Annotated in this window: 21 protein-coding genes; 16 read left to right on the forward strand and 5 right to left on the reverse strand. The window is 61.0% G+C overall.

Annotated elements, in window-relative coordinates; all coding sequences use genetic code 11:
• Nucleotides 1-86 precede the first annotated feature (86 nt).
• From AB4072_RS10765 to AB4072_RS10795, 7 genes are all read left to right on the forward strand, one after another.
• Complete coding sequence (locus AB4072_RS10765; protein WP_441967903.1) at nt 87-1814, forward strand: response regulator; 1728 nt, start codon at nt 87-89, stop codon at nt 1812-1814.
• Nucleotides 1811-3715, forward strand: coding sequence for a response regulator (locus AB4072_RS10770; protein WP_441967905.1), 1905 nt, complete (start codon nt 1811-1813; stop codon nt 3713-3715). Before AB4072_RS10765 ends, AB4072_RS10770 begins: the two co-directional genes overlap by 4 nt.
• A gap of 195 nt (nt 3716-3910) precedes the next feature.
• On the forward strand, nt 3911-5512 hold the full coding sequence (locus AB4072_RS10775) for an ABC transporter substrate-binding protein (RefSeq protein WP_441967907.1): 1602 nt from the start codon (nt 3911-3913) through the stop codon (nt 5510-5512).
• Between the two features lie 65 nt (nt 5513-5577).
• A complete protein-coding gene (locus tag AB4072_RS10780) occupies nt 5578-6588 on the forward strand; it encodes an ABC transporter permease subunit (RefSeq protein WP_441967909.1) in 1011 nt (336 codons plus the stop codon).
• The gene (locus AB4072_RS10785) at nt 6585-7496 is read left to right on the forward strand and encodes an ABC transporter permease subunit (RefSeq protein WP_441967911.1); all 912 of its coding nucleotides are present in this window, start codon (nt 6585-6587) and stop codon (nt 7494-7496) included. Before AB4072_RS10780 ends, AB4072_RS10785 begins: the two co-directional genes overlap by 4 nt.
• A 2-nt stretch (nt 7497-7498) precedes the next feature.
• Nucleotides 7499-8515 carry an ABC transporter ATP-binding protein gene (locus AB4072_RS10790; protein ID WP_441967913.1) on the forward strand — a complete coding sequence of 339 codons (1017 nt, stop codon included), beginning with the start codon at nt 7499-7501 and terminating at the stop codon, nt 8513-8515.
• On the forward strand, nt 8512-9495 hold the full coding sequence (locus AB4072_RS10795) for a peptide ABC transporter ATP-binding protein (RefSeq protein ID WP_441967915.1): 984 nt from the start codon (nt 8512-8514) through the stop codon (nt 9493-9495). The genes AB4072_RS10790 and AB4072_RS10795 overlap by 4 nt, the downstream gene beginning before the upstream one ends.
• On the opposite strand, the gene AB4072_RS10800 is transcribed toward AB4072_RS10795, so the two are convergent.
• A complete protein-coding gene (locus AB4072_RS10800) occupies nt 9459-11459 on the reverse strand; it encodes an AI-2E family transporter (protein ID WP_441967917.1) in 2001 nt (666 codons plus the stop codon). The genes AB4072_RS10795 and AB4072_RS10800 overlap by 37 nt on opposite strands.
• Before the next feature lie 182 nt (nt 11460-11641).
• Here AB4072_RS10800 and AB4072_RS10805 point away from each other — a divergent pair, with 182 nt between their 5' ends.
• Nucleotides 11642-12343 (forward strand): dienelactone hydrolase family protein, encoded by a 702-nt coding sequence (locus AB4072_RS10805; RefSeq protein WP_441967919.1) that lies wholly within the window; start codon nt 11642-11644, stop codon nt 12341-12343.
• Nucleotides 12344-12389: 46 nt separating this feature from the next.
• Nucleotides 12390-14456, forward strand: coding sequence for a M3 family metallopeptidase (locus AB4072_RS10810; protein WP_441967920.1), 2067 nt, complete (start codon nt 12390-12392; stop codon nt 14454-14456).
• A 3-nt stretch (nt 14457-14459) separates the two neighbouring features.
• Here AB4072_RS10810 and AB4072_RS10815 read toward each other — a convergent pair whose 3' ends face one another.
• The 3 genes from AB4072_RS10815 to AB4072_RS10825 all read right to left on the reverse strand — a co-directional run bounded on the left by AB4072_RS10815 (nt 14460) and on the right by AB4072_RS10825 (nt 16623).
• On the reverse strand, nt 14460-14645 hold the full coding sequence (locus tag AB4072_RS10815; RefSeq protein WP_441967922.1) for a hypothetical protein: 186 nt from the start codon (nt 14643-14645) through the stop codon (nt 14460-14462).
• A 78-nt stretch (nt 14646-14723) separates the two neighbouring features.
• The gene (locus AB4072_RS10820; protein WP_441967924.1) at nt 14724-15740 is read right to left on the reverse strand and encodes an aldose epimerase family protein; all 1017 of its coding nucleotides are present in this window, start codon (nt 15738-15740) and stop codon (nt 14724-14726) included.
• 4 nt (nt 15741-15744) lie between these two features.
• Nucleotides 15745-16623 carry an SMP-30/gluconolactonase/LRE family protein gene (locus AB4072_RS10825; protein ID WP_441967926.1) on the reverse strand — a complete coding sequence of 293 codons (879 nt, stop codon included), beginning with the start codon at nt 16621-16623 and terminating at the stop codon, nt 15745-15747.
• A gap of 191 nt (nt 16624-16814) precedes the next feature.
• Between AB4072_RS10825 and AB4072_RS10830 the strand changes: the two genes are divergently transcribed.
• The 7 genes from AB4072_RS10830 (at nt 16815) to AB4072_RS10860 (ending at nt 24720) form a co-directional block, all read left to right on the forward strand.
• Nucleotides 16815-18014, forward strand: coding sequence for an ABC transporter substrate-binding protein (locus AB4072_RS10830; RefSeq protein WP_441967928.1), 1200 nt, complete (start codon nt 16815-16817; stop codon nt 18012-18014).
• A 409-nt stretch (nt 18015-18423) separates the two neighbouring features.
• Nucleotides 18424-20271 (forward strand): ABC transporter permease, encoded by a 1848-nt coding sequence (locus AB4072_RS10835; protein WP_441967930.1) that lies wholly within the window; start codon nt 18424-18426, stop codon nt 20269-20271.
• On the forward strand, nt 20268-21029 hold the full coding sequence (locus AB4072_RS10840; RefSeq protein WP_441967932.1) for an ABC transporter ATP-binding protein: 762 nt from the start codon (nt 20268-20270) through the stop codon (nt 21027-21029). Before AB4072_RS10835 ends, AB4072_RS10840 begins: the two co-directional genes overlap by 4 nt.
• Nucleotides 21026-21739: an ABC transporter ATP-binding protein gene (locus AB4072_RS10845; protein WP_441967934.1), complete on the forward strand. Its 714-nt coding sequence runs from the start codon at nt 21026-21028 to the stop codon at nt 21737-21739. Before AB4072_RS10840 ends, AB4072_RS10845 begins: the two co-directional genes overlap by 4 nt.
• A 257-nt stretch (nt 21740-21996) precedes the next feature.
• A complete protein-coding gene (locus AB4072_RS10850) occupies nt 21997-22311 on the forward strand; it encodes a 2Fe-2S iron-sulfur cluster-binding protein (RefSeq protein WP_441967936.1) in 315 nt (104 codons plus the stop codon).
• A 69-nt stretch (nt 22312-22380) separates the two neighbouring features.
• Nucleotides 22381-23421, forward strand: coding sequence for an NAD(P)/FAD-dependent oxidoreductase (locus AB4072_RS10855; protein WP_441967937.1), 1041 nt, complete (start codon nt 22381-22383; stop codon nt 23419-23421).
• Between the two features lie 51 nt (nt 23422-23472).
• Complete coding sequence (locus AB4072_RS10860; protein ID WP_441967938.1) at nt 23473-24720, forward strand: allantoate amidohydrolase; 1248 nt, start codon at nt 23473-23475, stop codon at nt 24718-24720.
• Between the two features lie 83 nt (nt 24721-24803).
• Here AB4072_RS10860 and AB4072_RS10865 read toward each other — a convergent pair whose 3' ends face one another.
• Entirely contained in the window at nt 24804-25331 is a 528-nt protein-coding gene (locus AB4072_RS10865; RefSeq protein WP_441967939.1) for a GNAT family N-acetyltransferase, read from the reverse strand.
• Between the last annotated feature and the right edge of the window lie 10 nt (nt 25332-25341).

A 25341-nucleotide genomic window follows, 5' to 3' on the forward strand; every position in this document is an offset into this window, starting at 1 on the left:
TCAAGCTTCGATGGGCGGAGCATCAGGACCCATGAGGAGACCGGCGTGGTGTCAGCGGCTCGATCACGGCTACAGAGAGACATTGCATGAGAGAGGCGATCGAAGCACGCGCTGCTCGTGTTCTCCTTGTGGAGGCCAACGAGGATCAAGCGCTGGAGGTTCGAAAAACCCTTCACGTAAACGGGTTCCAGGTTGCCTTATGCGCATCCGCGGAGGAGGCGCTGGAGAGCCTGAGCGAGCGTCTGCCAGACCTCGTCATCGCCGACCACCAATTGCCCGGCATGAACGGCGACGAATTGGCGCGACAGATGCGCCTCAACATGCACACGCGGGCCATTCCCATCATCATGCTCACTGAGACGCGCGAGCGATCACGGGAAAGGGAAGGTTTGGAGAGCGGTGCGGACGCCTATGTTCAAAAATCGGCGGAACACGATCTGATCCTCCTGCGCATCCGCGCGCTTCTGCGTCGACGTCTTCCGTCGCCGACGGAATCGAACGACAGCAGCGTCTTTCGGCGCACCTCGATCCTCATCATCGACGACAGTGCGATCTATCCGGCATTCTTGCATGATCTTTTGTCGCGCGAAGGTTACGACGTCACGCTCGCGTCTCATCGGGCGGAGGGTGTTGATCTTGTCAGCTCGCGATCGGCATCCTGGGATTGCATCATCGTCAATATCCGCAGCCCCAACTTCGACGGCGTCGAGCTGTGTCGGCAGCTAAACACTTATCGTGGCGCAGCTTCGCTCCCGGATATGGAAGCCCCGAGCTTTTACATTGTCGGGCTCGGCAACGACGAAGGCGGTCAGGTTCTGTCCCAAGCCTTTGCGGCAGGCGCAGATGACGTCATTCCAGCGACGGTGGATAAAGATGTGCTGCGCGTGCGTATCCGCGCCCTCGTGCGCCGAAAATTGGTGCAGGACGAGAATGCACGCATCGAAGCGGAACTGAGGCAACACGAACTCGCCGTCGAACGCGCGCGCGCGGAAGCCGTCGCGGCTCAGACCAGGGCCTCCTTTGTCGGCGCACTTGCCCAAGCCAATACCGAGTTGGAGCAAACCAACCACAAGCTGAGAGAAACGCAGGGACGGTTGGTGCAGGCGGCCAAGATGGCTTCGCTCGGCGAACTGGTCGCCGGAATTGCGCATGAGATCAATAATCCCCTCGCCTTCATTGCTGCTCATCAGGGCACCGTCGAGAAGCTGTTGGGCGAATTCGCCGCACGCGTGCCACCTGAGGTTGGGCTCGACGCCAAAATCACCAAATCGCGTGAACGTTTGAATGCGATGAAAATGGGATTGGAACGCATTCAGGATCTTGTCGTGAACCTGCGTCGGTTCTCGCGTCTCGAGGAAGGTAGTTTCCAGACCATCAATGTGTCGGAATCCATCGAGACGGTGCTGACCCTCCTCGCACCGAAACTCGGTAATCGTATCGCGGTGAGGCGCCGATATGATGCCACGCCAGAACTCTACTGCCTGCCGGCTCTCTTGAACCAGGTCGTCATGAACATCGTCAGCAATGCTGCAGACGCCATCGAGGATTCTGGCACCATCGAAATCGAGACCACAAACGACGACGAAGCCTATACGATCGTCATCGGTGATTCGGGACCTGGAGTTCCGCATGACCTTCGAGAACGCATCTTCGAACCCTTCTTTACGACGAAACCCGTCGGCACCGGCACAGGACTTGGCCTTGCCATAGCCTATAGCGTCGTGCAGGCTCATGATGGTTCGATCCGCGTTACAACCGGCCCGGAGGGAGGGGCTCGCTTCACCATCATGATCCCACGGCGAAATGTCGAATGAAGGCCTTTATCAGTGAAAATCTGGGCCGGGGCACCATCCTCGTCGTCGATGACGAGCCCGATATTCTCGTGGCGATCGAAGATCTGTTCGAGGACGATTATCGCGTTCTGACCGCCTCATCCTCAGGTGAGGCGCTCGCCATATTAAAGCGCGAGCCCGATATCGCCGTCATTCTCTCCGATCAGCGCATGCCGGACATGCCGGGCGATCAGCTCCTCGCCAAGGCCGGATCGCTGACCGACGCGCAGACAATACTTCTTACCGGATATGCCGATCTGACAGCGGTCATCAGTGCGGTCAACAAAGGCCGCATCATGGCCTATGTTCCCAAACCCTGGGACCCCATCGCGCTCACGAGCATGGTGGCATCGGCCTATGAGCGGCATCGTCTCGCCCGCGAACTGGAGACTGAACGCGCTCTGCTGCGCGGTTTGATGGAAAACTCGACGGATCAAATTTCCTTCAAAAGTCCGGATGGGGCATTCATACGGTTGAACACCAGCAAGGCGGAAAGTCTCGGTGCCTCCATCGAGGTTTGCATCGGGCGCAAGGAAGGCGAGTTTGTCACTCCCGAAAAAGCTCTCGCGGTGGAAAGCGCGGACCGAGAGGCCATAGCAGCCGCGCAACCGATCGAAATTCTCAATGAGGAACAGAGTGCCGAGGGCTTGTCGCGCTGGATCGTCAGCCATCGCATTCCAATTCTCGGCGAAACGGGAGCGGTGACGAGCCTTGCGACCATCGAGCGCGATGTCACCGAGCGCAAGTTGATGGAAATGCGGCTTCGCCAGACCGACAAGATGCAAGCGCTCGGAACGCTCGCGGGCGGCGTCGCGCATGATTTCAACAACCTGCTGATGGCGGTTCTCGGAAGCCTCGATCTCGCTTCGCGTCGACTACCCGACGATCCGCGTCTTTCGAGACTGCTGAACAATGCCATCTATGCCGCGGAACGGGGCGCCTCGCTCACACAACGTCTCCTCAGCTTCAGCCACCAGCGCGACATGAGCCTGCGCAATGTGGATGTGAACGAGGTCGTCGTCGGCATGACGGATCTGTTGACGCGGACCCTCGGCGGAATGGTCAAAATTGAAAGGAACCTGACGGGGGGCCTGTTTCCGGCAAGGGTCGATCCGGATCAATTGGAGCTCGCCATTCTCAATCTCTGCATCAACGCTCGCGACGCCATGCCCGAGGGGGGAACCATCACCCTGTCTACGCGCAGCGCCTCCGTGAAGGATGGGGAGATCGCCGATCTATCGGAGGGCGATTACGTCGTCGTGTCCGTCGCCGACACCGGAGCAGGCATACCGCCCGACGTGTTGCTTCGCGTGTTCGAACCGTTCTTCACCACAAAAGAAGTGGGCAAGGGTACCGGCCTCGGGCTTGCGATGGTCTACGGACTCGCGCAGCAATCCGGCGGCGTGGTGACGATCGATAGCACGATCGGGTCGGGTACGAGCGTGGAGCTTTACCTCTCCAGAGCTTCGGCGCGCGCCGACAGGGGTGCTGAAGAAAATGCGCCGATCGATTTTAGGGCGCCGAAATCTCACATCCTGTTGGTCGACGACAATGCGCAGGTTCGCGCGGTCACGGCCGCCTATTTGAATGAGATGGGACATCACGTCATTGAAGCGTCGGGCGGCGCTGCGGCCCTGCAGATCGTGGCATCGAGCTCGCGCATCGATCTCATTGTCGCCGATTTTGCCATGCCGGAAATGACGGGCCTCGAGCTCGCCGATCACGCACGCGCCCACCGGCCCAGTCTCGGCGTTCTCCTCGTGACGGGCTATGCTGACCCCGACAAGATGCCAGAGGGATATCCGATTCTCACCAAACCCTTCAGCCGCGAAGATCTCGCGGCTCGGCTGGGCACTATCATACACACATTAAATGTGGAATAAGCCAACTAACAGTCCTGAGCTGTTTTTGCTAATTTTCGTCAGAAAAATGCCAAACCCGGCCTTGGTAAGCATGAAATGATTTATTTTTCCCCAAGAAACCGGAACTCTGCTCCCATAGATTGACATTCGCGAGGCTTCGCACCTTAACTTTGTCTCAGAACGGCCGCCTCCAGTGCCGTCTCAGAGGACAAAGACATGAAGAAGTCAGCGCTTCTCGCTGCCGTTTGCGTTCCGGCCTTCCTGGCCGCCGCTCCGCTTGCAGCCAAAACTCTCGTTTATTGCTCGGAAGGCAGCCCCGAGAACTTCTATCCAGGCGTGAACACGACCGGTACGTCTTTTGACGCCAGCACCCAGGTTTACAGCCGCATCGTCGAGTTCGAGCGTGGCGGCACGCAGGTACAGCCCGGCCTCGCTGAAAAGTGGGACATCTCCGCTGACGGCACGGTCTACACCTTCCACCTCCGCAAGGGCGTGAAGTGGCACACCAACAAGAACTTCAAGCCGACCCGCGACATGAACGCCGACGATATCGTGTTCATGTTCGAACGTCAGTGGAAGCAGGACAACCCGTTCTTCAAGGTCACGAGCCCGAACCACTCCTACTTTGACGACATGGGCATGCCCAAGCTGCTCAAGTCGGTCGAGAAGGTGGACCCCTACACCGTCAAGGTCACTCTGAACCAGCCGGAAGCGCCGTTCCTGGCCGACCTCGCGATGGAATTCGCGGCCGTGCAGTCGAAGGAATACGCCGACGCGATGCTGAAGGCCGGCACGCCGGAGAAGATCGACCAAGAGCCGATCGGCACGGGTCCGTTCTACCTGGTTCAGTATCAGAAGGACGCCACCATCCGTTACAAGGCGTTCAATGAATACTACGGCGGCAAGGCCAAGATCGACGACCTCGTGTTCTCGATCACGCCGGACGCATCCGTTCGCTGGGCGAAGCTCCAGAAGGGCGAATGCCATGTGATGCCGTATCCGAACCCGGCAGACCTGGACGCCATGAAGAAGGATCCGAACGTCACGGTCCTCGATCAGGCTGGCCTCAACGTCGGCTACCTCGCCTACAACACCCAGAAGAAGCCCTTCGACGACGTGCGCGTCCGTAAGGCGCTCAACATGGCCATGGACAAGAAGGCCATCGTCGACGCGGTGTACCTGTCGAGCGGCGTTCCGGCCAAGAACCCGATTCCGCCGTCGATGTGGTCGTACAACGACGCCGTCAAGGACGATCCGTTCGATCCGGCCGCTGCCAAGAAGCTCCTGGCCGAGGCTGGCTACCCCAACGGCTTCGAAACCGACCTGTGGGCGATGCCGGTTCAGCGTCCCTACAATCCGAACGGCAAGCGTGTCGCCGAGCTTATGCAGGCTGATCTCGCCAAGATCGGCGTGAAGGCTGAAATCAAGACCTTCGAGTGGGGTGAGTACCGCAAGCGCCTTCAGGCGGGCGAATCCCAGATGGGTCAAATGGGCTGGACGGGCGACAACGGCGATCCGGACAACTTCCTGCACACCTTGCTGGGCTGCGACTCGGCCAAGGGCGTTTCTGGCTCGAACATCGCTAAGTTCTGCTACAAGCCGTTCGACGACCTCGTCACCAAGGCGAAGGTCACGTCCGACCAGAAGCAGCGCACCGAGCTCTACAAGCAGGCTCAGGTGATCTTCAAGGAGCAGGCTCCTTGGTTCACGGTTGCTCACGCCGTGCAGCTGAAGCCTATCCGCAAGGAAGTCGTCGACTTCAAGCTCTCGCCCTTCGGTCGCCACACCTTCTACGGCGTGGATATCAAGGGTAAGTAAGGCTTTCACATCGGCCTCTGGCGGAGCGGCTTCATAGCCGCTCCGCCTTTTTTCCTTTTAAAGACATGTTCCGCTTCATCCTCACACGCTTGAGCCTCGTCATCCCGACGTTCATCGGGATCACGTTCTTGGCTTTCTTCCTCATCCGCCTGGTGCCAGGCGACCCGATCGAAACCATGGCGGGCGAACGCGGCATCGACGCTGCGCGCCATGAACAGCTCAAGAAGGATTTCGGGCTCGACCAGCCGCTGATCGTGCAATACGGCTACTATATCGAGCGCGTTCTGCATGGCGATCTCGGCAAATCGATCGTGACACGGGAATCCGTGCTCAGCGAGTTCCAGACACTCTTCCCTGCGACCGTCGAATTGGCTTTGTGCGCGATCATTTTCGCGCTTCTGCTCGGTATTCCCGCCGGGATCATCGCCGCCGTTCGACGAAATTCGATCTTCGATCATGGGGTCATGGGCATATCGTTGACCGGCTATTCTATGCCGATCTTCTGGTGGGGCCTCATCCTCATTCTGGTGGTATCCGTTCAGCTCGGCTGGACCCCGGTCTCAGGCCGCATCGATGTGCTCTATTACATCGAACCGGTCACCGGATTCCTCCTGATCGATTCGTTCTTCTCGGAAGATGAAGGCGTGTTTCTGTCGGCGCTCGGACATCTCATCCTGCCGACCATCGTGCTCGGAACCCAGCCGCTCGCCACCATCGCGCGCATGACACGTTCAGCGATGCTGGAGGTGCTCGGCGAGGATTACATCCGGACCGCCAAGGCGAAGGGCCTCTCGCGCTTCCGGGTCATCTTCCTGCATGCCTTGCGCAATGCGTTGATCCCCGTCGTCACCGTCATCGGCCTGCAGGTCGGCGTTCTGTTTACGGGCGCGATTCTGACCGAGACGATCTTTTCCTGGCCCGGTATCGGCAAGTGGCTGATCGAAGCGATTTTCCGTCGCGACTATCCCGTCCTTCAGGGCGGCCTGCTCCTCGTCGGCGTGATCGTCATGAGCGTCAACCTGCTTGTCGATCTCACCTATGGCCTCATCAATCCGCGCATCAGGCATAACCGATGACCGCAGAAACCATCAAAGCTCCGGGCGTTGCGGCTGCACCCGCAGCGCCGCCTCATCCGCTCCGTGAATTCTGGGGCTATTTCAGCGCCAATCGCGGCGCGGTCGCCGGGCTCTTCATCATCGCCGGCGTCATCCTGGTGGCGCTACTCGCAGACGTGCTCGCACCGCACTCGCCGTATCTCACCAATACGGCCATAGCCCTCAAACCTCCGTTCTGGCAGGAAGGGGGCTCGTTCTCCTATCCGCTGGGCACGGATGCCATCGGTCGCGATATCCTTTCGCGCCTGATTTACGGCTCGCGCTTGTCGCTCCTGATCGGCGTGATCGTCGTCTCGATCTCCATTGTGCTCGGCACGGTGCTCGGCCTCGTGGCGGGCTTCTCGCGTGGCATTACCGAGATCGCCATCATGCGTTTGATGGACATCATCCTGACCATGCCGAGCCTGCTTCTCGCTATCGTCATCGTGGCGGTGCTGGGCCCTGGCCTCGTCAACTCGATGCTCGCCGTGGCCCTGGTGATCCTGCCGCACTACGTGCGCCTTGCCCGTGCGGCCGTGATCACCGAGACATCGAAGGATTACGTGACCGCCGCGCGCGTCAGCGGCGCCGGCACGTTGCGTCTGATGTTCAAGGAGGTCCTGCCGAACTGCACCGCGCCCCTCATCGTGCAAGCGTCGCTGGGCATCTCCACCGCGATCCTCGACGCGGCGGCCCTCGGCTTTCTCGGTCTCGGCGCACAGCCGCCGTCACCCGAATGGGGAACGATGCTGGCCGATGCCCGCGAATTCGTGCTCCGCGCCTGGTGGGTCGTGACCTTCCCCGGTCTTGCGATCCTCGTCACGGTGCTGGCCTTCAACCTTCTGGGCGACGGTCTCCGCGACGCCCTCGATCCTAAATTGAAGCGCTGATCATGGCTCTGCTTGAAATCGAAAACCTCTCGGTCGAATTTCCGACCCAAGGCGGCATCATGCGCGCCGTGGACGGCGTCAGCCTCAAGCTCGAGGAAGGCGAAGTTCTCGGTGTCGTGGGCGAATCCGGTTCCGGAAAAAGCGTCTCGATGCTCGCTCTCATGGGCCTTGTTCCCTTCCCCGGCAAGGTGAGAGCCGACAAGCTCTCCTTCAACGGACGCGATCTTTTGACGATGCCCGACCGCGAGCGCCGCAAGCTCACGGGCAAGGACGTCGCCATGATCTTCCAGGAGCCGACGACGAGCCTGAATCCTTGCTTCACCATCGGCTTCCAGCTCACTGAGACGCTGCGCCTGCATGAAGGTATGGACCGCAAGACGGCCCGCCGCCGCGCCATCGACCTTCTGGAACAGGTCGGCATTCCGTCAGCGGAAAGTCGTCTCTCCGCCTATCCACATCAGCTGTCGGGCGGCATGAATCAGCGCGTGATGATCGCCATGGCGATCGCCTGCAATCCAAAGCTCCTGATCGCGGACGAACCGACGACGGCACTCGACGTGACGATCCAGGCGCAGATCCTCGATCTGCTGATGAACCTGCAGAAAGAGCGCAACATGGGTCTCGTCATGATCACCCACAATATGGGTGTCGTGGCCGAGACGGCGAAGCGCGTGATGGTCATGTATGCGGGCCAAATCATGGAAGAGCGCGCGGCGGAAGATCTCTTCGCCTCGCCGCAGCATCCCTACACGGCGGCCCTTCTCGCGGCTCTCCCCGAGCGGAGCGAAGGCGGGCGCCTTGCCACTATTCCGGGCGTCGTGCCGGGCCTCTATGACCGGCCGAAGGGTTGCCTGTTCAGCCCGCGCTGCGCTTATGCCACCGACCATTCGCGCAATGTGCGTCCCGAGTTGCATTCCTGGGCCGGCGGTCAGATTCGCTGCCATTATCCGCTCGGGGATCCGAGCCGGGAAGCTCATATGAAAGCCGATCATCCTCTTGGAGCGGAGACTGCGTCGTGAGCGCTCCTGTCGTTGAAGCCAAAGGCCTTAAGCGCGTTTATGAAATCAAACGCGGTCTGTTCAAGGAACCCGCCCATCTGCAAGCGGTAGGCGGTGTGTCGTTCTCCATCGAGCCCGGCAAGACGCTTGCCGTGGTGGGCGAATCCGGATGCGGCAAATCCACGCTTGCCCGCATGATCACGCTGATCGAAAAGCCGACCGAGGGCACGCTGACGCTGGACGGCCATGATGCCGTCAACCAGCCCGCCGGCATGGCCAAGACCTTGCGCCGGACGGTGCAGTTCGTGTTCCAGAACCCGTACGGCTCGCTCAACCCGCGCAAGAAAGTCGGCTCCATTCTCGAAGAGCCGCTGGCCATCAACACCAGCCTTTCCTCGACCGATCGCACGGAACGCGCGCGCGCGATGATGACGAAGGTGGGTTTGCGGCCTGAGCATTACAATCGCTATCCGCACATGTTCTCAGGCGGCCAGCGCCAACGCATCGCCATTGCGCGCGCGCTCATGCTGTCGCCGAAGCTCGTGGTGGCGGACGAGCCGGTCTCCGCGCTCGACGTGTCGATCCAGGCGCAGGTGTTGAATCTTCTTGCCGATCTGCAGGCGGAGATGGGGCTTGCCTATCTCTTCATTTCGCACGATCTCGGCGTCGTTCGGCACATCGCCCATGACGTGCTCGTCATGTATCTCGGCAACGTGGTCGAACAGGGACCGAAGGAGCGGATCTATGCCCGCCCGCTTCATCCCTATACGCAGGCTCTGCTCTCCTCGACACCCGGCATTTCCGGCCAGAAGCGCGAACGCATCGTGCTGAAGGGCGAATTGCCGTCCCCGCTCAATCCACCCACGGGCTGCGTGTTTTCGACGCGCTGTCCCTATGTGACGGATCGCTGTCGTACCGAGCGCCCTGCCCTTCGCGAACTCGATGGGCGAAAGGTCGCCTGTCATTACGCGGAGAAGTTTTTGGAAGCTCCTACAGCTTGATCTTTACGAACCGGCATGGGTGATTCCACACCTGTGCCGGTATTCGCTGCCGGCCGCGCCATTTGCGATCGATCGTCCGCGTCCTCGTTGGCGCGTTCGAGGCACCGTGCAACGCCGTCGTGCAGGGTCACGACGCACCCATCCACACCGAGGGTCGTGCAAAGCGCATCCGTTTCCGTCGGCATGGCATCCGCGCGCCAAATCCCCACGATGACCGGAACGTCGGGCATTCGCACTTTGAGACGCCGCACGAGATAGCGCAAACGCGCAGGTGTGCCTCCGAATTCAAGAGACGACACACACACCATTTTCACGCCCTCCGTATCGAGATCTGCGATGGCGATGCGCGAAACAGCTTCGGCAGGCACCACTTGCGATCCGAGGCCGTGCTTTTCGAGAAGCTGCGCCAACATCGCTGCCGCCGCCTCGTCGAACAGACCGCGCCCGGCGATACACATCACCGCGCCGCTGGTTTTCCAGGTTCCGTGAATGGGCCCCGCTTCCAATGCGATTACGTCGGATGCCGTACCTTTATGATCAGGCTTCGGCTCGGTATCGGCATGAGCGTCGAGATCATGGATGAGCGTTTGCACCACGTTCGTAATCCGCTCCATTTGGAGTTCTGTCAGAACATCGCGCGCCGCATCGTTCGCCGCCATTTGAAGGGCACCGAGTGCAACCTCGTCGTAGTAGTCCGAGAGCGGGCGTTCCTTGAGCAGCGCCTCAGCAGATTCGAGCGCCTCGTCGGGATCGCCCGCCAGCATGCGTTGATAGAGATTTTCAGCAGGCGACAAAGCGGGTCTGTCGCCGAGAAGGACATCCAGAAATTCGAGCCGTTCCACATGGCGGCCGAGTACCACAAGACAGAGGGTCAGCGGCGTTGCGATCAGCAGACCGACAGGTCCCCACAGCCAGGTCCAGAAGATTGCCGCCACGACCACAGCGAAGGGAGAGAGGCCGGTGCTTTGGCCATAGACCAGCGGCTCGACGATCTGCCCCATGATCGGCTCCGAAATCAGGAACAGAGCCAGCGTCATGATCGTCATGGTCCACCCGGAATCGACGGCGGCGGCGAGCAGGGCAGGCAATATGGCGGCGATGACCGAACCGATATAAGGCACGAAGCGCATCAACGCGGCGAAGATTCCCCACAGGATAGGGCTCGGCACGCCGATGGCCCACAATCCCAACGCAATGAAGACGCCGTAGGATGCGTTGAGCGCAAGCTGTGTGAGGAAGAAGCGGCTCAAACGACGCGCGCCGTCGTCCATCGCCACCGTCGTGCGATGGAGATCCGTCGCACCGAATAGGCGGATCATACGGTCCCGCAGGTCTTCCCGCTGCAGCAGGATGAAGATTAGCACGACGAACACGATGCCGATGGTGGCGAAAGGCTTCAGCGCCGGAACGAGAATATCCTGCACGAGTTCGAGCGACGTCTGCTCCGGTTGATGAACTTCGACAGGCAGCGGCTTCTGCTCGGGCGGGGCGACAGAAGAGGGAGGAGTCGCTAGGGGCGTTTCTTCCTTCGTGGCTTTATTCAACTCCTGGCCAATGCTTCGGACGAGCCCCGGCAATCTGCCGATCATACCTTCGCGCAGGCCTGAGAGCTTGTCCTTGACTGTCGCCTGATAGGTCGGAAACTCTTTCGCAAGCCCGGCCACTTGGTAGCCGATCATGCTTCCGAGAGAGAACAGAATCCCGAGCGCAAGGACAACGACGATGAGGACCGACGGCACCCGACCAAGACCCAGGCGCCGCAAAATATCGGCGAAAGGTGCGATGACGAAGGCGAGCAGTATCGCCAGCGTGATCGGCAGAAAAACCTCCCGCCCCACATACAAGGCAACCAGAACACCGGCTGTGACGATCAGGGTCACGAGCCCCGAGACGCCGGGCACTTGAGGGGAAGGAATTCGGTTTTGTCGAAGGGAGGGGTCGAAATCGGGGTCGCGGGCGGCCATTGGTATCCTTGATCGAGCCGCAGAACAGCCTGCGGCAATCCGTCAACGTCCGACGGCACGGAACGATCCTTCCCGCGTCACGCCCCCGCAGTCGGGGCCTTTTACCTCGCTTTTTGCACTGCAACATGCTTCTAATTCGGGGGCGGCGACTTACCGGCCGCCGTCGGAGAATAAAACCACCGATGACGGTGACGACACAAAAACTGAGCTTTGTCAGCGGCGAGACAGCGATCCTGGTCGAAGCCATCGTGGCAGAAGGCCTGGACCGGCGCCCGGCCTTGCTCATGCTTCATGGGGCGGACGGCCCAAAGACGAATACGCGATACCGCGAGGGCGCCAACGCCCTGGCTGCGGCCGGATACCGGGTCTATCTCATTCACTATCTCAATCGAACGGAGGAGTGGCACGCCTCGCTCGCCACCCTGTTCCAGAATTTCAAACCCTGGTTGGAAACGGTCAAGGATGCAACGGATTGGGTTTCGGGACTGCCGGAGGTCGATCCCGACCGCATCGGCATCATCGGAATTTCACTCGGAGCCGCCCTGGGCCTCGTCGCCAGTTCCGATCCCCGAATCAAGGCGCTTATCGCCTATTACGGGCCGCTGCCTATCGGCGCTTTCACGGCTGATCCGCGCCTACCGCCGACGCTCATCCTCCATGGGGCACTCGACGCTATCGTGCCTGTCGCCAATGCTTATGCCATTGAAGCGCTGCTCAAGCAGCGAGGCATACCGCACGACATCCACATCTATCCGAGCCAGGGGCACGGCTTCCGCGGCAAGGCGCTAACCGATGGCATTCAACGGGTCATCGCGTTTCTGCAGACATATCTGCCCGACGGAAGAGTAAACCCGTCGAAGACCCCTCTTTCCGTCCAGGAGTGAGGCCACTACCTTCCCGGGGAACGACAAGCCGCAAAGCGAACCCCACATGGCCGAATCAGTCACAACCAACCCGTTCTCCACGCCCTGGACCAGCCCGTTCGGCCTGCCGCCTTTCGAGAGCATCGCGCCGGAGCATTACAAACCGGCCTTCGACAAGGCCCTCGTCGAACAGCAAGCGGAGATTCAGGCCATTGCCGAAAATCCGGAAACCGCGACCTTCGGCAACACCATCGAGGCCCTGGAAAAGAGCGGAGCCACACTCAAGCGCGTGAGCGCGGTGTTCTTCAACCTTGCCGGATCACATACCAATCCGGCACTTCAGGCCATCGAGCGCGAGATGGCGCCGCTCCTCGCCAAACACCGCAACAGCATCTTCATGAACGAGAAGCTGTTCACGCGCGTCGACGCTCTTCACAAAAATCGTGACGGCTTGAGCCTGACGCCGGAACAGGCGCGCGTCCTCGACCGATATCGCACGATCTTCGTGCGCGCCGGCGCGCAACTGCGCGGTGACAGCAAGACGCGCCTTGCTGCCATCACGGAGCGCCTTGCGACACTCGGCACGCAATTCTCGCAAAACGTGCTGGCGGACGAGACGTCCTATCGTCTTGTGATCGAAAACGAGGCGGATCTCGCCGGCCTGCCGGCCTTCCTACGTGAAGCGGCCGCACAGGCGGCGGAGGAGGCCGGTCTTCCCGGCAAACACATCATTACGCTCTCGCGCTCCAGCATCGAGCCGTTCCTGCAATATTCGAGTCAGCGCGACTTACGCGAACAGGCTTTCAAGGCCTGGGCGTTGCGCGGCGATCTCGGAGGCAAGACCGACAACAAGGCGATCATCGCCGAGACAGTCTCGCTCAGGGCAGAGCGCGCGAAACTTCTCGGCTATGAGACATTCGCCGATTTCAAGCTTTCCGACACCATGGCGAAGACGCCGGATGCCGTGCGCAACCTTCTCAACGCCGTCTGGAAGCCCGCGCGCGCCCGCGCCATGGACGAGCGGGACGATCTGCAGGCTCAGGCGCAAGCGCGCGGCGACAACATCGTCATCGAAGCCTGGGACTGGCGCTACTATGCCGAGCAGGTGCGCATGGCGCAGCACGATCTCGATGAGGCGACCATCAAGCCGTATTTCCAGCTCGATCGCATCATCGAAGCAGCGTTCGACACGGCACATCGCCTGTTCGGACTGAGCTTCAAGGAATTGAAGGACTTCCCGCGCTATCATCCCGATATCCGCGCATGGGAGGTCACCGATAAAGCAGGCGCGCATGTGGGCGTCTTCATCGGCGATTATTTCGCACGGCCCTCGAAGCGCAGCGGCGCGTGGATGAGCAGCTTCCGCATGCAAGAAAAGCTGACCGGCGACATTCGCCCGATCATCATCAACGTGATGAACTTCTCGAAGGGCGGCAAAGGCGAACCGGCACTCCTGAGCTTCGACGATGCCCGCACGCTCTTCCACGAATTCGGTCACGCCCTGCATGGCTTATTATCGAACGTGACCTACCCATTGCTCGCGGGCACGAGCGTTTCAACGGACTTCGTCGAACTGCCTTCGCAGCTCTACGAGCATTGGCTCTCGCAGCCCGATATTCTGCGCCGCTATGCGACCCATTACAAAACCGGTGAGACGATTCCGGAAGATCTTTTGAATCGCCTGATGGCCGCGCGCAATTTCAATCAAGGCTTTGCGACGGTGGAATATCTCGCCTCCGCGTTCGTCGATATCGATCTGCACTCTGTGACCAAGGTCGACGATCTCGATGTCGGCGCATTCGAGAAAGCCTCCCTCGACAAGATCGGCATGCCGCGCGAAATCATCATGCGTCACCGCACACCGCATTTCGCGCACGTGTTTTCAGGTGATGGTTATTCGTCCGGCTATTACAGCTACATGTGGTCGGAGGTGCTGGACGCGGATGCCTTCAACGCATTCGAGGAGAGCGGGAACGCCTTCGATCCGCAGACGGCGGAAAAGCTCAAGCGCTTCATCTACGCCGCTGGAAACTTGCGCGATCCGGCTGAGGCCTATGTGGCGTTCAGAGGACGTTTGCCAACGCCCGACGCACTTCTCGCCAAGCGCGGGCTTGTGGCGACACCGGCGGCTTAAAACTCAGCAGCTCGACGCGTTCTCTTCGGAAAGTTTAAAGCTCGACCGCACGAGATACACCTTCCGCAGAACGCGGGAGGTGAGCTTCGCGGGAACGTCGTCGGACAAGGGCTGGCGACGCAGAACGCGCAGCAGATAGGCGGCTCCCCTGGGGTCCGTCTTCAAGGCTTTCGCGTCAAGCACCGGCATCCTGCACTCCTTGCTCGTTGTTGACAGCTTGGCGGTATCTTACTGCCAAGCTAACGGTCGAATAGGGCTCGGAGTTCCTCAAGCGTGAGCGAATCGAAGTTCGCTCACCTGTCGGGACACCGTTCCCGGTTGCAAGATACAGGCTGGAAAATGGGCTTTATTGGGGCCGTCGGGAAACCGTTGCGGCTCGAGGCAAAGCCCCGCATGCGGGCCATAATGAGCGCCGTCGAGCCCGGGGACGGGAACGTGAATCATATGCCCGTCATAGAATTGAAGCCCTGGCTCCGTCGTCCAGAGCTGCATCGACACACCGCTTTTGAGCGCGTACAGCGTTGCAGCATGCGACAGTTCGCCTGACCGGCGAAGAACGTAGTTGGTGTCGTAGGTGATCCGCCCCTGCATCAACTGCGCCGCGCCGATAGGGCGGAGCGTCTTGAAATCATACGGAGTGCCTTCGACGCTTTTGATCTCCCCGGTCGGGATCAGATCGCGATGTGTCGGCGTCACATAGTCGGCGGCGATCATCAGGTGGTGGGATGAAATATCGGCGCTTCCGTCGAGATTGAAATAGCCATGCGTGGTGAGGTTCACCGGCGTCGCTTCGTCGCTCGTGGCTTCGAGCACGATGCGCAAGGTCATGGGCTCGACAAAAACATAAGTGCAGGTTGCGATCAGGCGTCCCGGATAGCCCATATCACCATCCTCAGAGACCAGGGACAGAGTCGCGCTCGAGGGCGTGTGATCGATCAGCGACCAGATGCGCCGTCCAAATCCCTTCGAACCGCCATGCAGCTGATTGCGGCCCTCATTCGCATCGAGATGGTAGACCTTGCCATCGAGTTTGAAATGCGCGTGCCCGATCCGGTTGGCGTATCGTCCGACGACGGCCCCGAAATAGGGCGAGTGCGCGACATAATCCTCGATGCTGTTCAGCCCCAGAACCACGCGCTGCGGACCGTGAAGCGTCGGAACGATCAAATCCCGGACGACAGCGCCCCAGGTGAGGATGCGCGCTTCGGCCCCCCCGCCGACGCTTCGGAGCGCCACTTCGAGAATATCCTGGCCCCCGATGGAGCCGAAGCGCTCTACCGTCATGAGCCTATCCGTGGAAAATCTCTGCCTTCAATCCCTTGATCCCCGTCTCGACGGCGAAGAGATGACCGGCCATGGGATCGATGGTCGGGTCATGCCCGATGCCTGCGGTGGTAATGTAGAGCGTCGTCAAATCGGGACCGCCGAAGGCGCATTTGGTCACTTGTGCGGTCGGCACGGGCAGGATCCGCTCGATGCTGCCGTCCGGCCTGAACCGGGTGATGCGCGAACCGCCCCAATGGCAGGCCCAGACATGCCCCTCCGCATCGACACACATGCCGTCGGGATTACCCCAACCGTCTTCGAAGTGGACGAAGACCCGGCCTGAGCCAAGCACGCCATTCTGCACATCGTGGGCATAAATGGTCTTTCCCAACGTATCGATGCCGTAGAAGGTCTTTCCGTCGGGGCTGAAGGCCGGGCCGTTGGTGATGACGATGCCGTCGCGCAGGCGGGTCAGCTTTCTGCCGTCCCAGCGCCAGAACGCCCCGGAGGGGCTTTCCTCCGAATCGTCCATCGTTCCGAAATAGATGCAACCGTCGGGCCCCACATGCCCGTCGTTGATTCGGTTGCCGGGCTTGTCGGGCTCGGGAGCAGCGAGGGGTTGCGTCTGCCCGCCCCACAGATGGAGACGGTAGAGCCCTGACTTGAACCCCGCGACGACCATGTCCGTATCGGTCGTCAGTGCCACGAAGCCGACCCGCTCAGGGGCATCGACACGGCCATGCTTGCCCGTTTCGGGCTGGTAATGCCAAATTCCGGGGTTCTTGATGTCGACCCAGTAGAGCGTGCCCGTTCTGTGATCCCAGAGCGCTCCCTCCCCAAGGACGCAGGCGCTCGGCACGGCGACATGAGGCATATGCGGATGGATGGTTGGGCTGCTCATGTCGTCTCCACTTTCGCCGACGTGCTCTCGCTCTGCCAGTAAATCGGGCAAACCGGGCCGGGTTCAACCAAGCCGATGGAAGTACTCTTAACGCAGGCGAGGAATTCGTTCCATGCCTCGCATTAAGGCTTCCGTGAGAGCGCGATTGGCCCTACACGATGTCGCTGAAAACTGAGGCCAGGAAACGAGCCATGACTCCGATCTTCCGTACGCTGTCCCTTGGAATAGCCCTTGCGCTCGGCGCAACGGCCGCGAATGCGCAGCAGCCGCCGATCAAGATCGGAGAATTGAACTCCTATGGCAAATGGGCGGCTTTCACGGTGCCCTACCGGAATGGTTGGCAACTGGCGCTCGACGAGATCAACGCCAAGGGCGGCGTCCTCGGCCGCAAAATCGAAATCGTCTCCCGTGAAGACGGAGCGACCACGGGCGACGCGACCCGCGTCGCGGAAGAGTTGGTGACTCGCGAAAGTGTATCGTTCCTCTTCGGCTCGTTCCTGTCGAATGTCGGCGTCGCCATGGCCGATTTCGCGAACCAGAAAAAGATCGTCTACATCGCCGCCGAACCTTTGACCGACGCTATCACCATGGCGCAAGGCAACCGCTACACCTTCCGCATCCGACCGAACAATTACATGCAGGTCGGCATGCTGGTGGAGCAGGCCAAGGCTTCAGGTGCCAAGCGCTGGGCCATCGTCGCGCCGAACTACGAATACGGCCAGTCGGCGGCGGAAGTGTTCAAGCGGCTGATCAAGGAACGCGTCCCTGGTGCGGAGATCGTGGCCGAGCAATACCCGGCGCTTGGCAAGATCGAGGCGGGAGCAACCGTCTCGGCCTTGGAGCAGGCCAAGCCCGACGGCATCTTCAACGTGCTCTTCGGGCCCGATCTCACCCAGTTCGTGCGCGAGGGCAATACGCGCGGCCTCTTCGAGAAGAAGTCAGTTCTGTCGCTGCTGACCGGCGAACCCGAATGGCTTCTGCCCCTCAAGGATGAAGTGCCGGAGGGCTGGACCGTCACCGGCTATCCGTGGGACGAGATCGCCGACCCGAAGCACAAGGCTTTCGTCGACGCCTATCGCGCCAAATACAACGAGACACCGCGTCTCGGCTCGCTTCTCGGGTACATGGTCGTCCACATGATCCGCGACACCATCGAGCGCGCAGGATCGGTGGAGACCGACGCCCTGATCAAGTCCCTCGAGAACGCCAAATTCGACACCGTCGCGGGGCCTGTGACCATGCGCGGCATCGACCATCAGGCCTCCCTGGGCGCCTGGACAGGCAAGCTCGTGCTCAAGGGCACGGCCGGCGGCATGAAGGATTGGAAGTACAACGACGGAACCGCCTTCATGCCGAGCGAGGCGGAAGTAAAGGCCGTGCGGAAGCAGTGAGCAGCGCATACGTCGCCGATCCCCTTCCCCCTTGCGGGGGAGAGTTAGGGAGGGGGGATGCTCGCGCCACATTCTGAGGCCCTAGGCTCATACCCCGTCTCCAACTCTTCCCCACAAGGAGGAAGAGAGATTGTGGGAACACCTCGATGACACAGGAAGCCTCAACCTCCGCATGCACCGCCCCATCCCCTCCCCCCTTGTGGGGCAGGGTTAGGGAGGGGGGTATACCACCAACGAATCGATCCTCGCGCCCAGTCGGTCCGGTGCCACCCCCCTCTCCAACTCTCCCCCGCTCCAAGTCGGGTGTTCCCGACTTGGACAAAGAGAAACGGATTTCGGGCAAGCCCGAGATCCGGGGGGGAGAGGGATTGTCGGAGTTGTCGCTGTCCATCCGGGAAGAATAAGGCGTATGGATCTCTCCTTCCTCGCCATTCAGGCCCTGAACGGGCTTTCCAGCGCATCATCCCTTTTCATCACCGCTTGCGGCCTTACCCTCGTTTTCGGTGTCACGCGGATCGTGAATTTCGCGCACGGTTCGCTCTACATGATCGGGGCCTACACGGCCGCGACTCTCATTCCACGTCTGCTTGAATGGTCCTACGGACCGGCACCGTTCTGGCTCGGCATTCTCGTCTCCGCGTTGATCGTCGGCGTCATCGGCGTCGTGATCGAAGTGCTGCTCCTGCGGCGGATCTACACTGCACCGGAGCTCTTCCAGCTGCTCGCCACTTTCGGCGTCGTTCTCGTAGCGCAGGATCTCGTCGTGCAGATTTTTGGGCCGCAGGATATTCTGGGCCCACGCGCGCCGGGTTTGCGCGCGCCGGTCGAAATCTTTGGGCGACGGTTTCCATCCTACGAACTCGCTCTCATCGCAGCCGGTCCCATCGTGCTCGGCTTCGTCTGGTTCATCCTGAGGCGTACACGCTTTGGCGTTCGGTTACGCGCGGCGACGCAGGATCGCGAGATGGTTGCCGCGCTCGGCGTCAACCAGGCGCTGCTGTTCACCGGTACGCTCTTTCTCGGTGCATTCCTCGCAGGCCTCGGCGGCGCATTGCAGGTCCCGCGGGTCGCGGCCAATAACGGCATGGATCTTTCGATCATCGCCGAATGTTTCGTCGTCACCGTCGTCGGCGGCATGGGCAGCGTGCCGGGGGCGTTTCTCGCGGCATTGATCATCGGACAATTGCAGGCCTTCGGCATTCTGCTTTTTCCGAAGAGCACGCTTGTCATCGTCTTCCTCCTGATGGCCGTCACACTCGCCATTCGCCCGAACGGCTTGTTCGGACGCCCTGAGAACATCAGCGGGGCTCATGCGGTCGGCATTTCGAGCCACACGCCGCACCGCTACAGCGCATCAGCCACAGGCGTGCTTCTTGCGCTCCTCGCTGCTCTGCCTCTCGTCGCGGATGACTATTTCCTGAAAGTCGCGACCGAGATCCTCATCTTCGCGCTGTTCGCCTTCAGCCTGCAGCTTCTCATCGGTGTCGGCGGTCTCGTCAGTTTTGGTCATGCCGCCTTCTTTGGTCTCGGCGCTTACGGCGCGGCGCTCGGCGTCAAATGGCTTGGCGCGTCGATGGAAAGCGCGTTGCCGCTCGCGCCCCTTCTAGCGGCGCTCGGCGCGATGGCTGTCGGCGCATTCATCGTGCGCCTCTCCGGCATCTATCTCGCCATGATGACGCTTGCCGCCGCGCAAATTCTCTATGCGGTCGCGTTTCAATGGGTTGATGTGACGGGCGGCGACAACGGCCTTGTCGGGATCTGGCCATCATCCTGGGCTGCAGGGCGAACCGCCTATTACTTGTTGACCCTCACGTTCACCGCAGGCGCGATCCTTCTCCTGAAGCGCGTTATCGACGCGCCCTTCGGCTATTCTTTGCGCGCCATGCGCGATTCACAAGCACGCTCGGAAGCCATCGGCCTTGGTATCCGCCACCATCGCTGGCTCGCTTTCATCATCGCGGGCGCGGCAGCGGGATTGGCCGGCGGGCTCTACGCATTCTCGCGCGGCTCCGTCGATCCGACATTGCTCGGCATTCCGACTTCCGTCGATGCGCTCACCATGCTGCTCCTCGGCGGCATTCAGACGATCACCGGACCGCTCGCCGGTGCCGCCGTGCTGCACACGCTGCGCGATCAGATCATGCCGCTCACCGCCTATTGGCGGCTGCTTCTGGGCCTCAGCATCATCGCCATGGTTCTCCTCTTCCCACGCGGCCTTGTCGGCACGTTGCGGCATTGGCGCGAGGAGCGGCGATGATCCTCCTCAATGTGGAAAGCATCAGCAAGTCTTTCGGCGGGGTCACCGCCGCGCGAGATGTCAGCTTCACGGTCGCTCGCAGTGAAATGGTTGCGCTCATCGGCCCGAACGGAGCGGGCAAGTCGACTGTCTTCAACATGATCGGCGGCCAGTTGAAGGCGGATCATGGGCGCGTCCTTCTCGAGAATACTGACATCACCGACGCATCGCCACAGGAGCGGTTCCGCCTCGGCGTTGGGCGTACCTTTCAGGTGGCGCAGACGTTTCTATCCATGACCGTGATCGAGAACGTGCAGATGGCGTTGATCAGTCATCGCCACGAAAGCCGACGCGCCTGGAACCCCGCGCGCAAACTTCATCGGGAAGAGGCTTTTACGCTGCTCGAACGCGTCGGCATGGTGGACATTGCCGACCAGCCGTGCTCGACGCTCGCCTATGGCGACGTGAAGCGCCTGGAACTGGCGGTGGCGCTGGCCGGAGAGCCGCGACTTCTTCTGATGGATGAACCCACGGCCGGCATGGCCCTGCGTGAACGTGCGGCGCTCATGGATCTAACGAGCAGCATCGTGGACACGATGAAGATCGGCGTGCTCTTTACCGAACATGACATGGATGTGGTCTTCGGCCACGCAGATCGTGTGCTGGTTTTGCTGCGCGGCAAGATCATCGCAGCAGGTTCGCCGGAAGAGATTCGCAACGACCCGCAGGTGAGACAAGCCTATCTCGGCGACAGCCACGCGCTCGCGAGGTCCGTATGACGACGCTCTTGCTCGATGTGGCGAAGCTCTGCGCATCCTATGGCCGCGCGCAAGTGCTGTTCGACCTCTCGCTTCAGCTTCACGCGGGCGAGGTCGTGGCGCTGGTCGGGCGCAACGGCGCTGGCAAGACGACGACCCTCAAGGCGATCATGGGACTGCTTTCCGCAAGAGCCGAGCGGCTGAGCTTTGCCGGCCACTCGCTCCTTGGAGTGCCGACCTATCGCATCGCCCGCTTCGGCCTCGGTTATGTGCCCGAGGATCGGCGCATCTTCACCGATCTGACCATTGCGGAAAATCTGGAGGTCGGCCGCCGGGCCGGACGTCCGGGCCATTCACCCTGGAATCCTGAGCGGCTGTTTCGGCTCTTTCCGAACCTCTCCGAAATGAAGGGACGACGAGGAAGTCAGATGTCGGGCGGCGAGCAGCAGATGCTCTCCATTGCCCGCACTCTCATGGGCAACCCGGACGCGATTCTCCTCGACGAGCCCTCGGAAGGCATCGCCCCGGTCATCGTTCAGATGATGGCCGAGGCGATCCGCGCCATGAAGGCGGAAGGGGTTGCCGTCCTTCTCTCTGAACAGAACTGGGCCTTCGCCGCCCAGATCAGCGACCGGGCCTGCGTCATCGAACGCGGCGAGACGCGGTTTCAGGGTTCCATGGCGGATTTCATGGCCGACCATGCGCTACGAGCGGAGACGCTGGGTGTGTGACGGCAACCGCCCGTCATTCCGGGGCGTGCGCACGAGCCCGGAACCCATACCCGCCGAGAGTTCAGGAAAAAACGTCACGCTTGCGATCCATCTTTTCCAACCTGCACGTATGGGTTCCCGGGCTCCGCTGCGCGGCCCCGGAATGACAAGGGAAGGGCTCATATTGACGGGCCGAGTGGGAAAGACGATATGCAGGCCGTCCGGCGTGATCCGCGCCATTCATTGAAAACCAAACCTTTTCAAGGAATTCCTAGCCCATGGGCGTCATCCATGTGATCGACCGCGCCGGTGAACGTCATACTCTCGAGGCCATCGAGGGTTGGCGCGTCATGGAGATCATCCGGGATTGGGGCCTGCCCATCGAGGGCTTGTGCGGCGGAGCCTGCGAGTGCGCCACCTGCCATGTCTTCGTGACCGAGGAGTGGCTGGACAAGCTCTATCCACCCACGGGTGAGGAGGAGGATCAGCTCGACACGGTCATGACGCGGTCCAATTCGCGCCTTTCCTGCCAGATCCTGTGGACGCCCGAGCTTGACGGGCTAGAGGTGACGCTCGCCCCCACGGGCGGCTGATCTGCACAGGGGTACATTGCAAAACTCGGCAGAAAGTGCTTTTCGGGGGCCTCTCGAAGGAGCCTGTTCATGACCGACAATATCGAAACGGACGTCGTCATCATCGGCGCGGGGCCTGTTGGCCTTTTCGCCGTATTCGAATTGGGCCTCCTCGATATCAAATGCCACCTCATCGACATCCTGCCGAAAATCGGCGGCCAATGCGCCGAGCTTTATCCTGAGAAACCGATCTACGACATTCCGGGCTTCCCGATGGTGACCGGCCAGGGCCTCGTCGACAATCTCATGGCCCAGATCGAGCCGTTCCATCCCTCCTTCCACCTGAGCGAGATGGTGGAGAGCGTCGAGTCTCTCGGCACGCCCGAGGCTCCGCTGTTCCGGGTCAAGACGGATGCCGGCACCACCTTCACCTGCAAAGCCTTGATCGTTGCGGCGGGCGGCGGCTCGTTCCAGCCCAAAAAGCCGCCCATCGACCATATCGAGGCCTATGAGGGCACCGGCGTGTTCTATGCCGTACGCCACATGCAGATGTTCAAGGACAAGAAGATCCTGATCGTCGGTGGCGGCGATTCGGCTCTCGACTGGACCGTGAACCTGCAACCGCTCGCCGAGCGCCTGACTCTCCTCCACCGGCGAGACGCCTTCCGCGCCGCGCCGCATACGGTGGAGAAGATGCGCTCGCTCGTGGCGTCGAGCGAGATGGATCTGCATCTCGGGCAGATCGTCGAACTGAAGGGCGCAGCGCCCGTGCTCGAGAGCGTCGTGATCCGCAAGGATGACGGCTCCACCTTCGAAGTCGCGTGCGATGTGATCCTGCCCTTCTTCGGCCTGACCATGAAGCTCGGCCCCATCTCCGAATGGGGCCTGAACCTTCATGAGAACCTGATCCCGGTCGATACGGAGAAGTTCGAGACGAGCGTTCCCGGCATCTTTGCCATCGGCGACATCAACACCTATCCGGGCAAGCTGAAGCTCATTCTCTCCGGCTTCCATGAGGGCGCGTTGGCGGCGCAGCAGGTCTACCACTACGTCTATCCGGGAAAGAGGCTCCTGTTCCAATACACGACCTCGTCCACGAGCCTGCAGAAGAAACTCGGCGTCGTGGCCTGATGAAACCGCGCCCTCTTGCGGAGGGCGCGCGTTCCTGAAACTCTTAACCGCATGAAGCCCATTTCCGATCTCACCTTCGGTCGGCGCGTCATGGCGCTGATCGAGGACCTCGCCCGCCACTCCGATGAACCCGGACGCATCACGCGGCTCTATCTTTCGCCCTCGCACCGCGCAGCAGCGGAAACGACACAAGCGATGATGAGCGCGGCTGGGCTCAAGAGCCATATCGATGCGCTCGGCTCGGTGATCGGCCGCCTCGAAGGTGCAAACCCCGACGCACCCGCCCTCATCATCGGCTCGCATATCGACAGCGTGGTGGATGCGGGGCGCTATGACGGCAATCTCGGCGTCGTGCTCGGCATCGTGGTTGCGGAAGCTTTGAAGGCTGAGGGCATCGTTCCTTCCTGTCCTATCGAAGTGATTGCTTTCGGCGACGAAGAGAACGCCCGCTTCCCGACGAACCTTTCCACCTCCTATGCCCTCTCCGGCCGTTACAATCCCGCATGGCTCGACGGTAAGGACGCGCAAGGCGTGTCCTTACGCGACGCGCTGGCGACCTTCCGGGGCGATCCGGAGGGCATCGCGGCTCTTACGCGAGATCCCGCCCGCTATCGCGGTTATCTCGAAGTCCATATCGAGCAAGGGCCGCTTCTGGAGGCGGAAGGCCTGTCGGTCGGCATCGTCACCGCGATCAACGGCGCGACACGCGCCCGCGCCACCGTGATCGGTGAGGCGGGCCATGCGGGCACCGTGCCGATGAATATGCGCCGCGACGCGCTCGCCGCTGTCGCGGAGATGACCTTGGCCGTCGAACGGATCGGCGCCAAGCATCCCGACACCGTCGCGACTGTGGGCGTGGCGCTGGTCGCTCCCGGCGCGATCAACGTCATTCCCGCGCGTGTCGATTTCACCCTCGATGCGCGCTCCCCGGATGACGCTGTACGCCACGCAATGGTCGACGACATCGTGCAAGAATGCAGCGCCATCGCGGAACGGCGAGGCGTCGCGTTCCGCTTCGAACCTTTCATGGATTCGGCCGCGACGCCGATGGATCAAGGCCTGATGCGAGAATTCGAGCGCGGCGTAAAATCGCTCGATCTCCCTGTGCGCCATCTTTCTTCCGGTGCCGGCCACGATGCTGTCGCGATGGCATCTCTTTGCCCCGTCGCCATGCTCTTCGTGCGCTGTAAGGGCGGCGTCAGTCACAACCCGGCAGAATCGATCACGATCGAAGATGCGGACATCGCCGCGTGCGTTCTCATTGAAACCGTGAAGAAGATCGTCACCGCTCAATCATGACCCAAAGCTCATTGCCGATTATTGAGCTGACCGATGTCGCGGAGCCCACGCTTCGCGAAGCAATCGACTTTGAGTGACGCTTCTCAACGTCTCGCGTTAGCCACAGCCCAATCTTCCGCGAGAAGCGCCCATCGCTCATGGTCGCGCCATTCGCCGCCGATTTTGAGATAACGCGGGGAATAGCCTTCCAACCGAAAGCCGACACCCTCCGCAAGGGAGCGTGAAGCGAGGTTCCCCGGTTGAATATTCGCTTCGAGCCGATGCAGGCCGAAGGCACCGAAAGCAAGGGTGGCAACTTCGCCGAGCGCCTCACGCATCAAGCCGCGCCCGGCCATGCCGACGCTGCCGTAATAGCCGACGAAGGCATTCTGGAAGAGGCCGCGCACGATCTCGTTGAGATTGATGACACCCGCAATGCGGCCGCTCGCGCGCTCACGGACGATGAAGCCGATATTGCGCTCGCCATCGCAGCGGGACAGATAGGCCATGAAGGCAGTCCCATCCCGACAGGGAAAAACCCACGGCTCGTGCAGCGCAAGGCTCGCGAGGTTTGCCGTGATGAGTTCGTCACCATCCTCGAACCGAACAGGTTGAACGGAAACGCGGCTCATGGAAGATGCG

Source organism: Microvirga sp. 2MCAF38, assembly GCF_052115485.1.
Lineage (GTDB): Bacteria > Pseudomonadota > Alphaproteobacteria > Rhizobiales > Beijerinckiaceae > Microvirga.

Coding starts and splice junctions, on each gene's coding strand:
- AB4072_RS10845 (WP_441967934.1), top strand. CDS start 21,026: ATGACGACGCTCTTGCTCGATGTGGCGAAGCTCTGCGCATCCTATGGC.
- AB4072_RS10800 (WP_441967917.1), bottom strand. CDS start 11,459: ATGGCCGCCCGCGACCCCGATTTCGACCCCTCCCTTCGACAAAACCGA.
- AB4072_RS10860 (WP_441967938.1), top strand. CDS start 23,473: ATGAAGCCCATTTCCGATCTCACCTTCGGTCGGCGCGTCATGGCGCTG.
- AB4072_RS10805 (WP_441967919.1), top strand. CDS start 11,642: ATGACGGTGACGACACAAAAACTGAGCTTTGTCAGCGGCGAGACAGCG.
- AB4072_RS10855 (WP_441967937.1), top strand. CDS start 22,381: ATGACCGACAATATCGAAACGGACGTCGTCATCATCGGCGCGGGGCCT.
- AB4072_RS10770 (WP_441967905.1), top strand. CDS start 1,811: ATGAAGGCCTTTATCAGTGAAAATCTGGGCCGGGGCACCATCCTCGTC.
- AB4072_RS10785 (WP_441967911.1), top strand. CDS start 6,585: ATGACCGCAGAAACCATCAAAGCTCCGGGCGTTGCGGCTGCACCCGCA.
- AB4072_RS10865 (WP_441967939.1), bottom strand. CDS start 25,331: ATGAGCCGCGTTTCCGTTCAACCTGTTCGGTTCGAGGATGGTGACGAA.
- AB4072_RS10790 (WP_441967913.1), top strand. CDS start 7,499: ATGGCTCTGCTTGAAATCGAAAACCTCTCGGTCGAATTTCCGACCCAA.
- AB4072_RS10810 (WP_441967920.1), top strand. CDS start 12,390: ATGGCCGAATCAGTCACAACCAACCCGTTCTCCACGCCCTGGACCAGC.
- AB4072_RS10830 (WP_441967928.1), top strand. CDS start 16,815: ATGACTCCGATCTTCCGTACGCTGTCCCTTGGAATAGCCCTTGCGCTC.
- AB4072_RS10825 (WP_441967926.1), bottom strand. CDS start 16,623: ATGAGCAGCCCAACCATCCATCCGCATATGCCTCATGTCGCCGTGCCG.
- AB4072_RS10820 (WP_441967924.1), bottom strand. CDS start 15,740: ATGACGGTAGAGCGCTTCGGCTCCATCGGGGGCCAGGATATTCTCGAA.
- AB4072_RS10775 (WP_441967907.1), top strand. CDS start 3,911: ATGAAGAAGTCAGCGCTTCTCGCTGCCGTTTGCGTTCCGGCCTTCCTG.
- AB4072_RS10815 (WP_441967922.1), bottom strand. CDS start 14,645: ATGCCGGTGCTTGACGCGAAAGCCTTGAAGACGGACCCCAGGGGAGCC.
- AB4072_RS10780 (WP_441967909.1), top strand. CDS start 5,578: ATGTTCCGCTTCATCCTCACACGCTTGAGCCTCGTCATCCCGACGTTC.
- AB4072_RS10840 (WP_441967932.1), top strand. CDS start 20,268: ATGATCCTCCTCAATGTGGAAAGCATCAGCAAGTCTTTCGGCGGGGTC.
- AB4072_RS10835 (WP_441967930.1), top strand. CDS start 18,424: ATGGATCTCTCCTTCCTCGCCATTCAGGCCCTGAACGGGCTTTCCAGC.
- AB4072_RS10850 (WP_441967936.1), top strand. CDS start 21,997: ATGGGCGTCATCCATGTGATCGACCGCGCCGGTGAACGTCATACTCTC.
- AB4072_RS10765 (WP_441967903.1), top strand. CDS start 87: ATGAGAGAGGCGATCGAAGCACGCGCTGCTCGTGTTCTCCTTGTGGAG.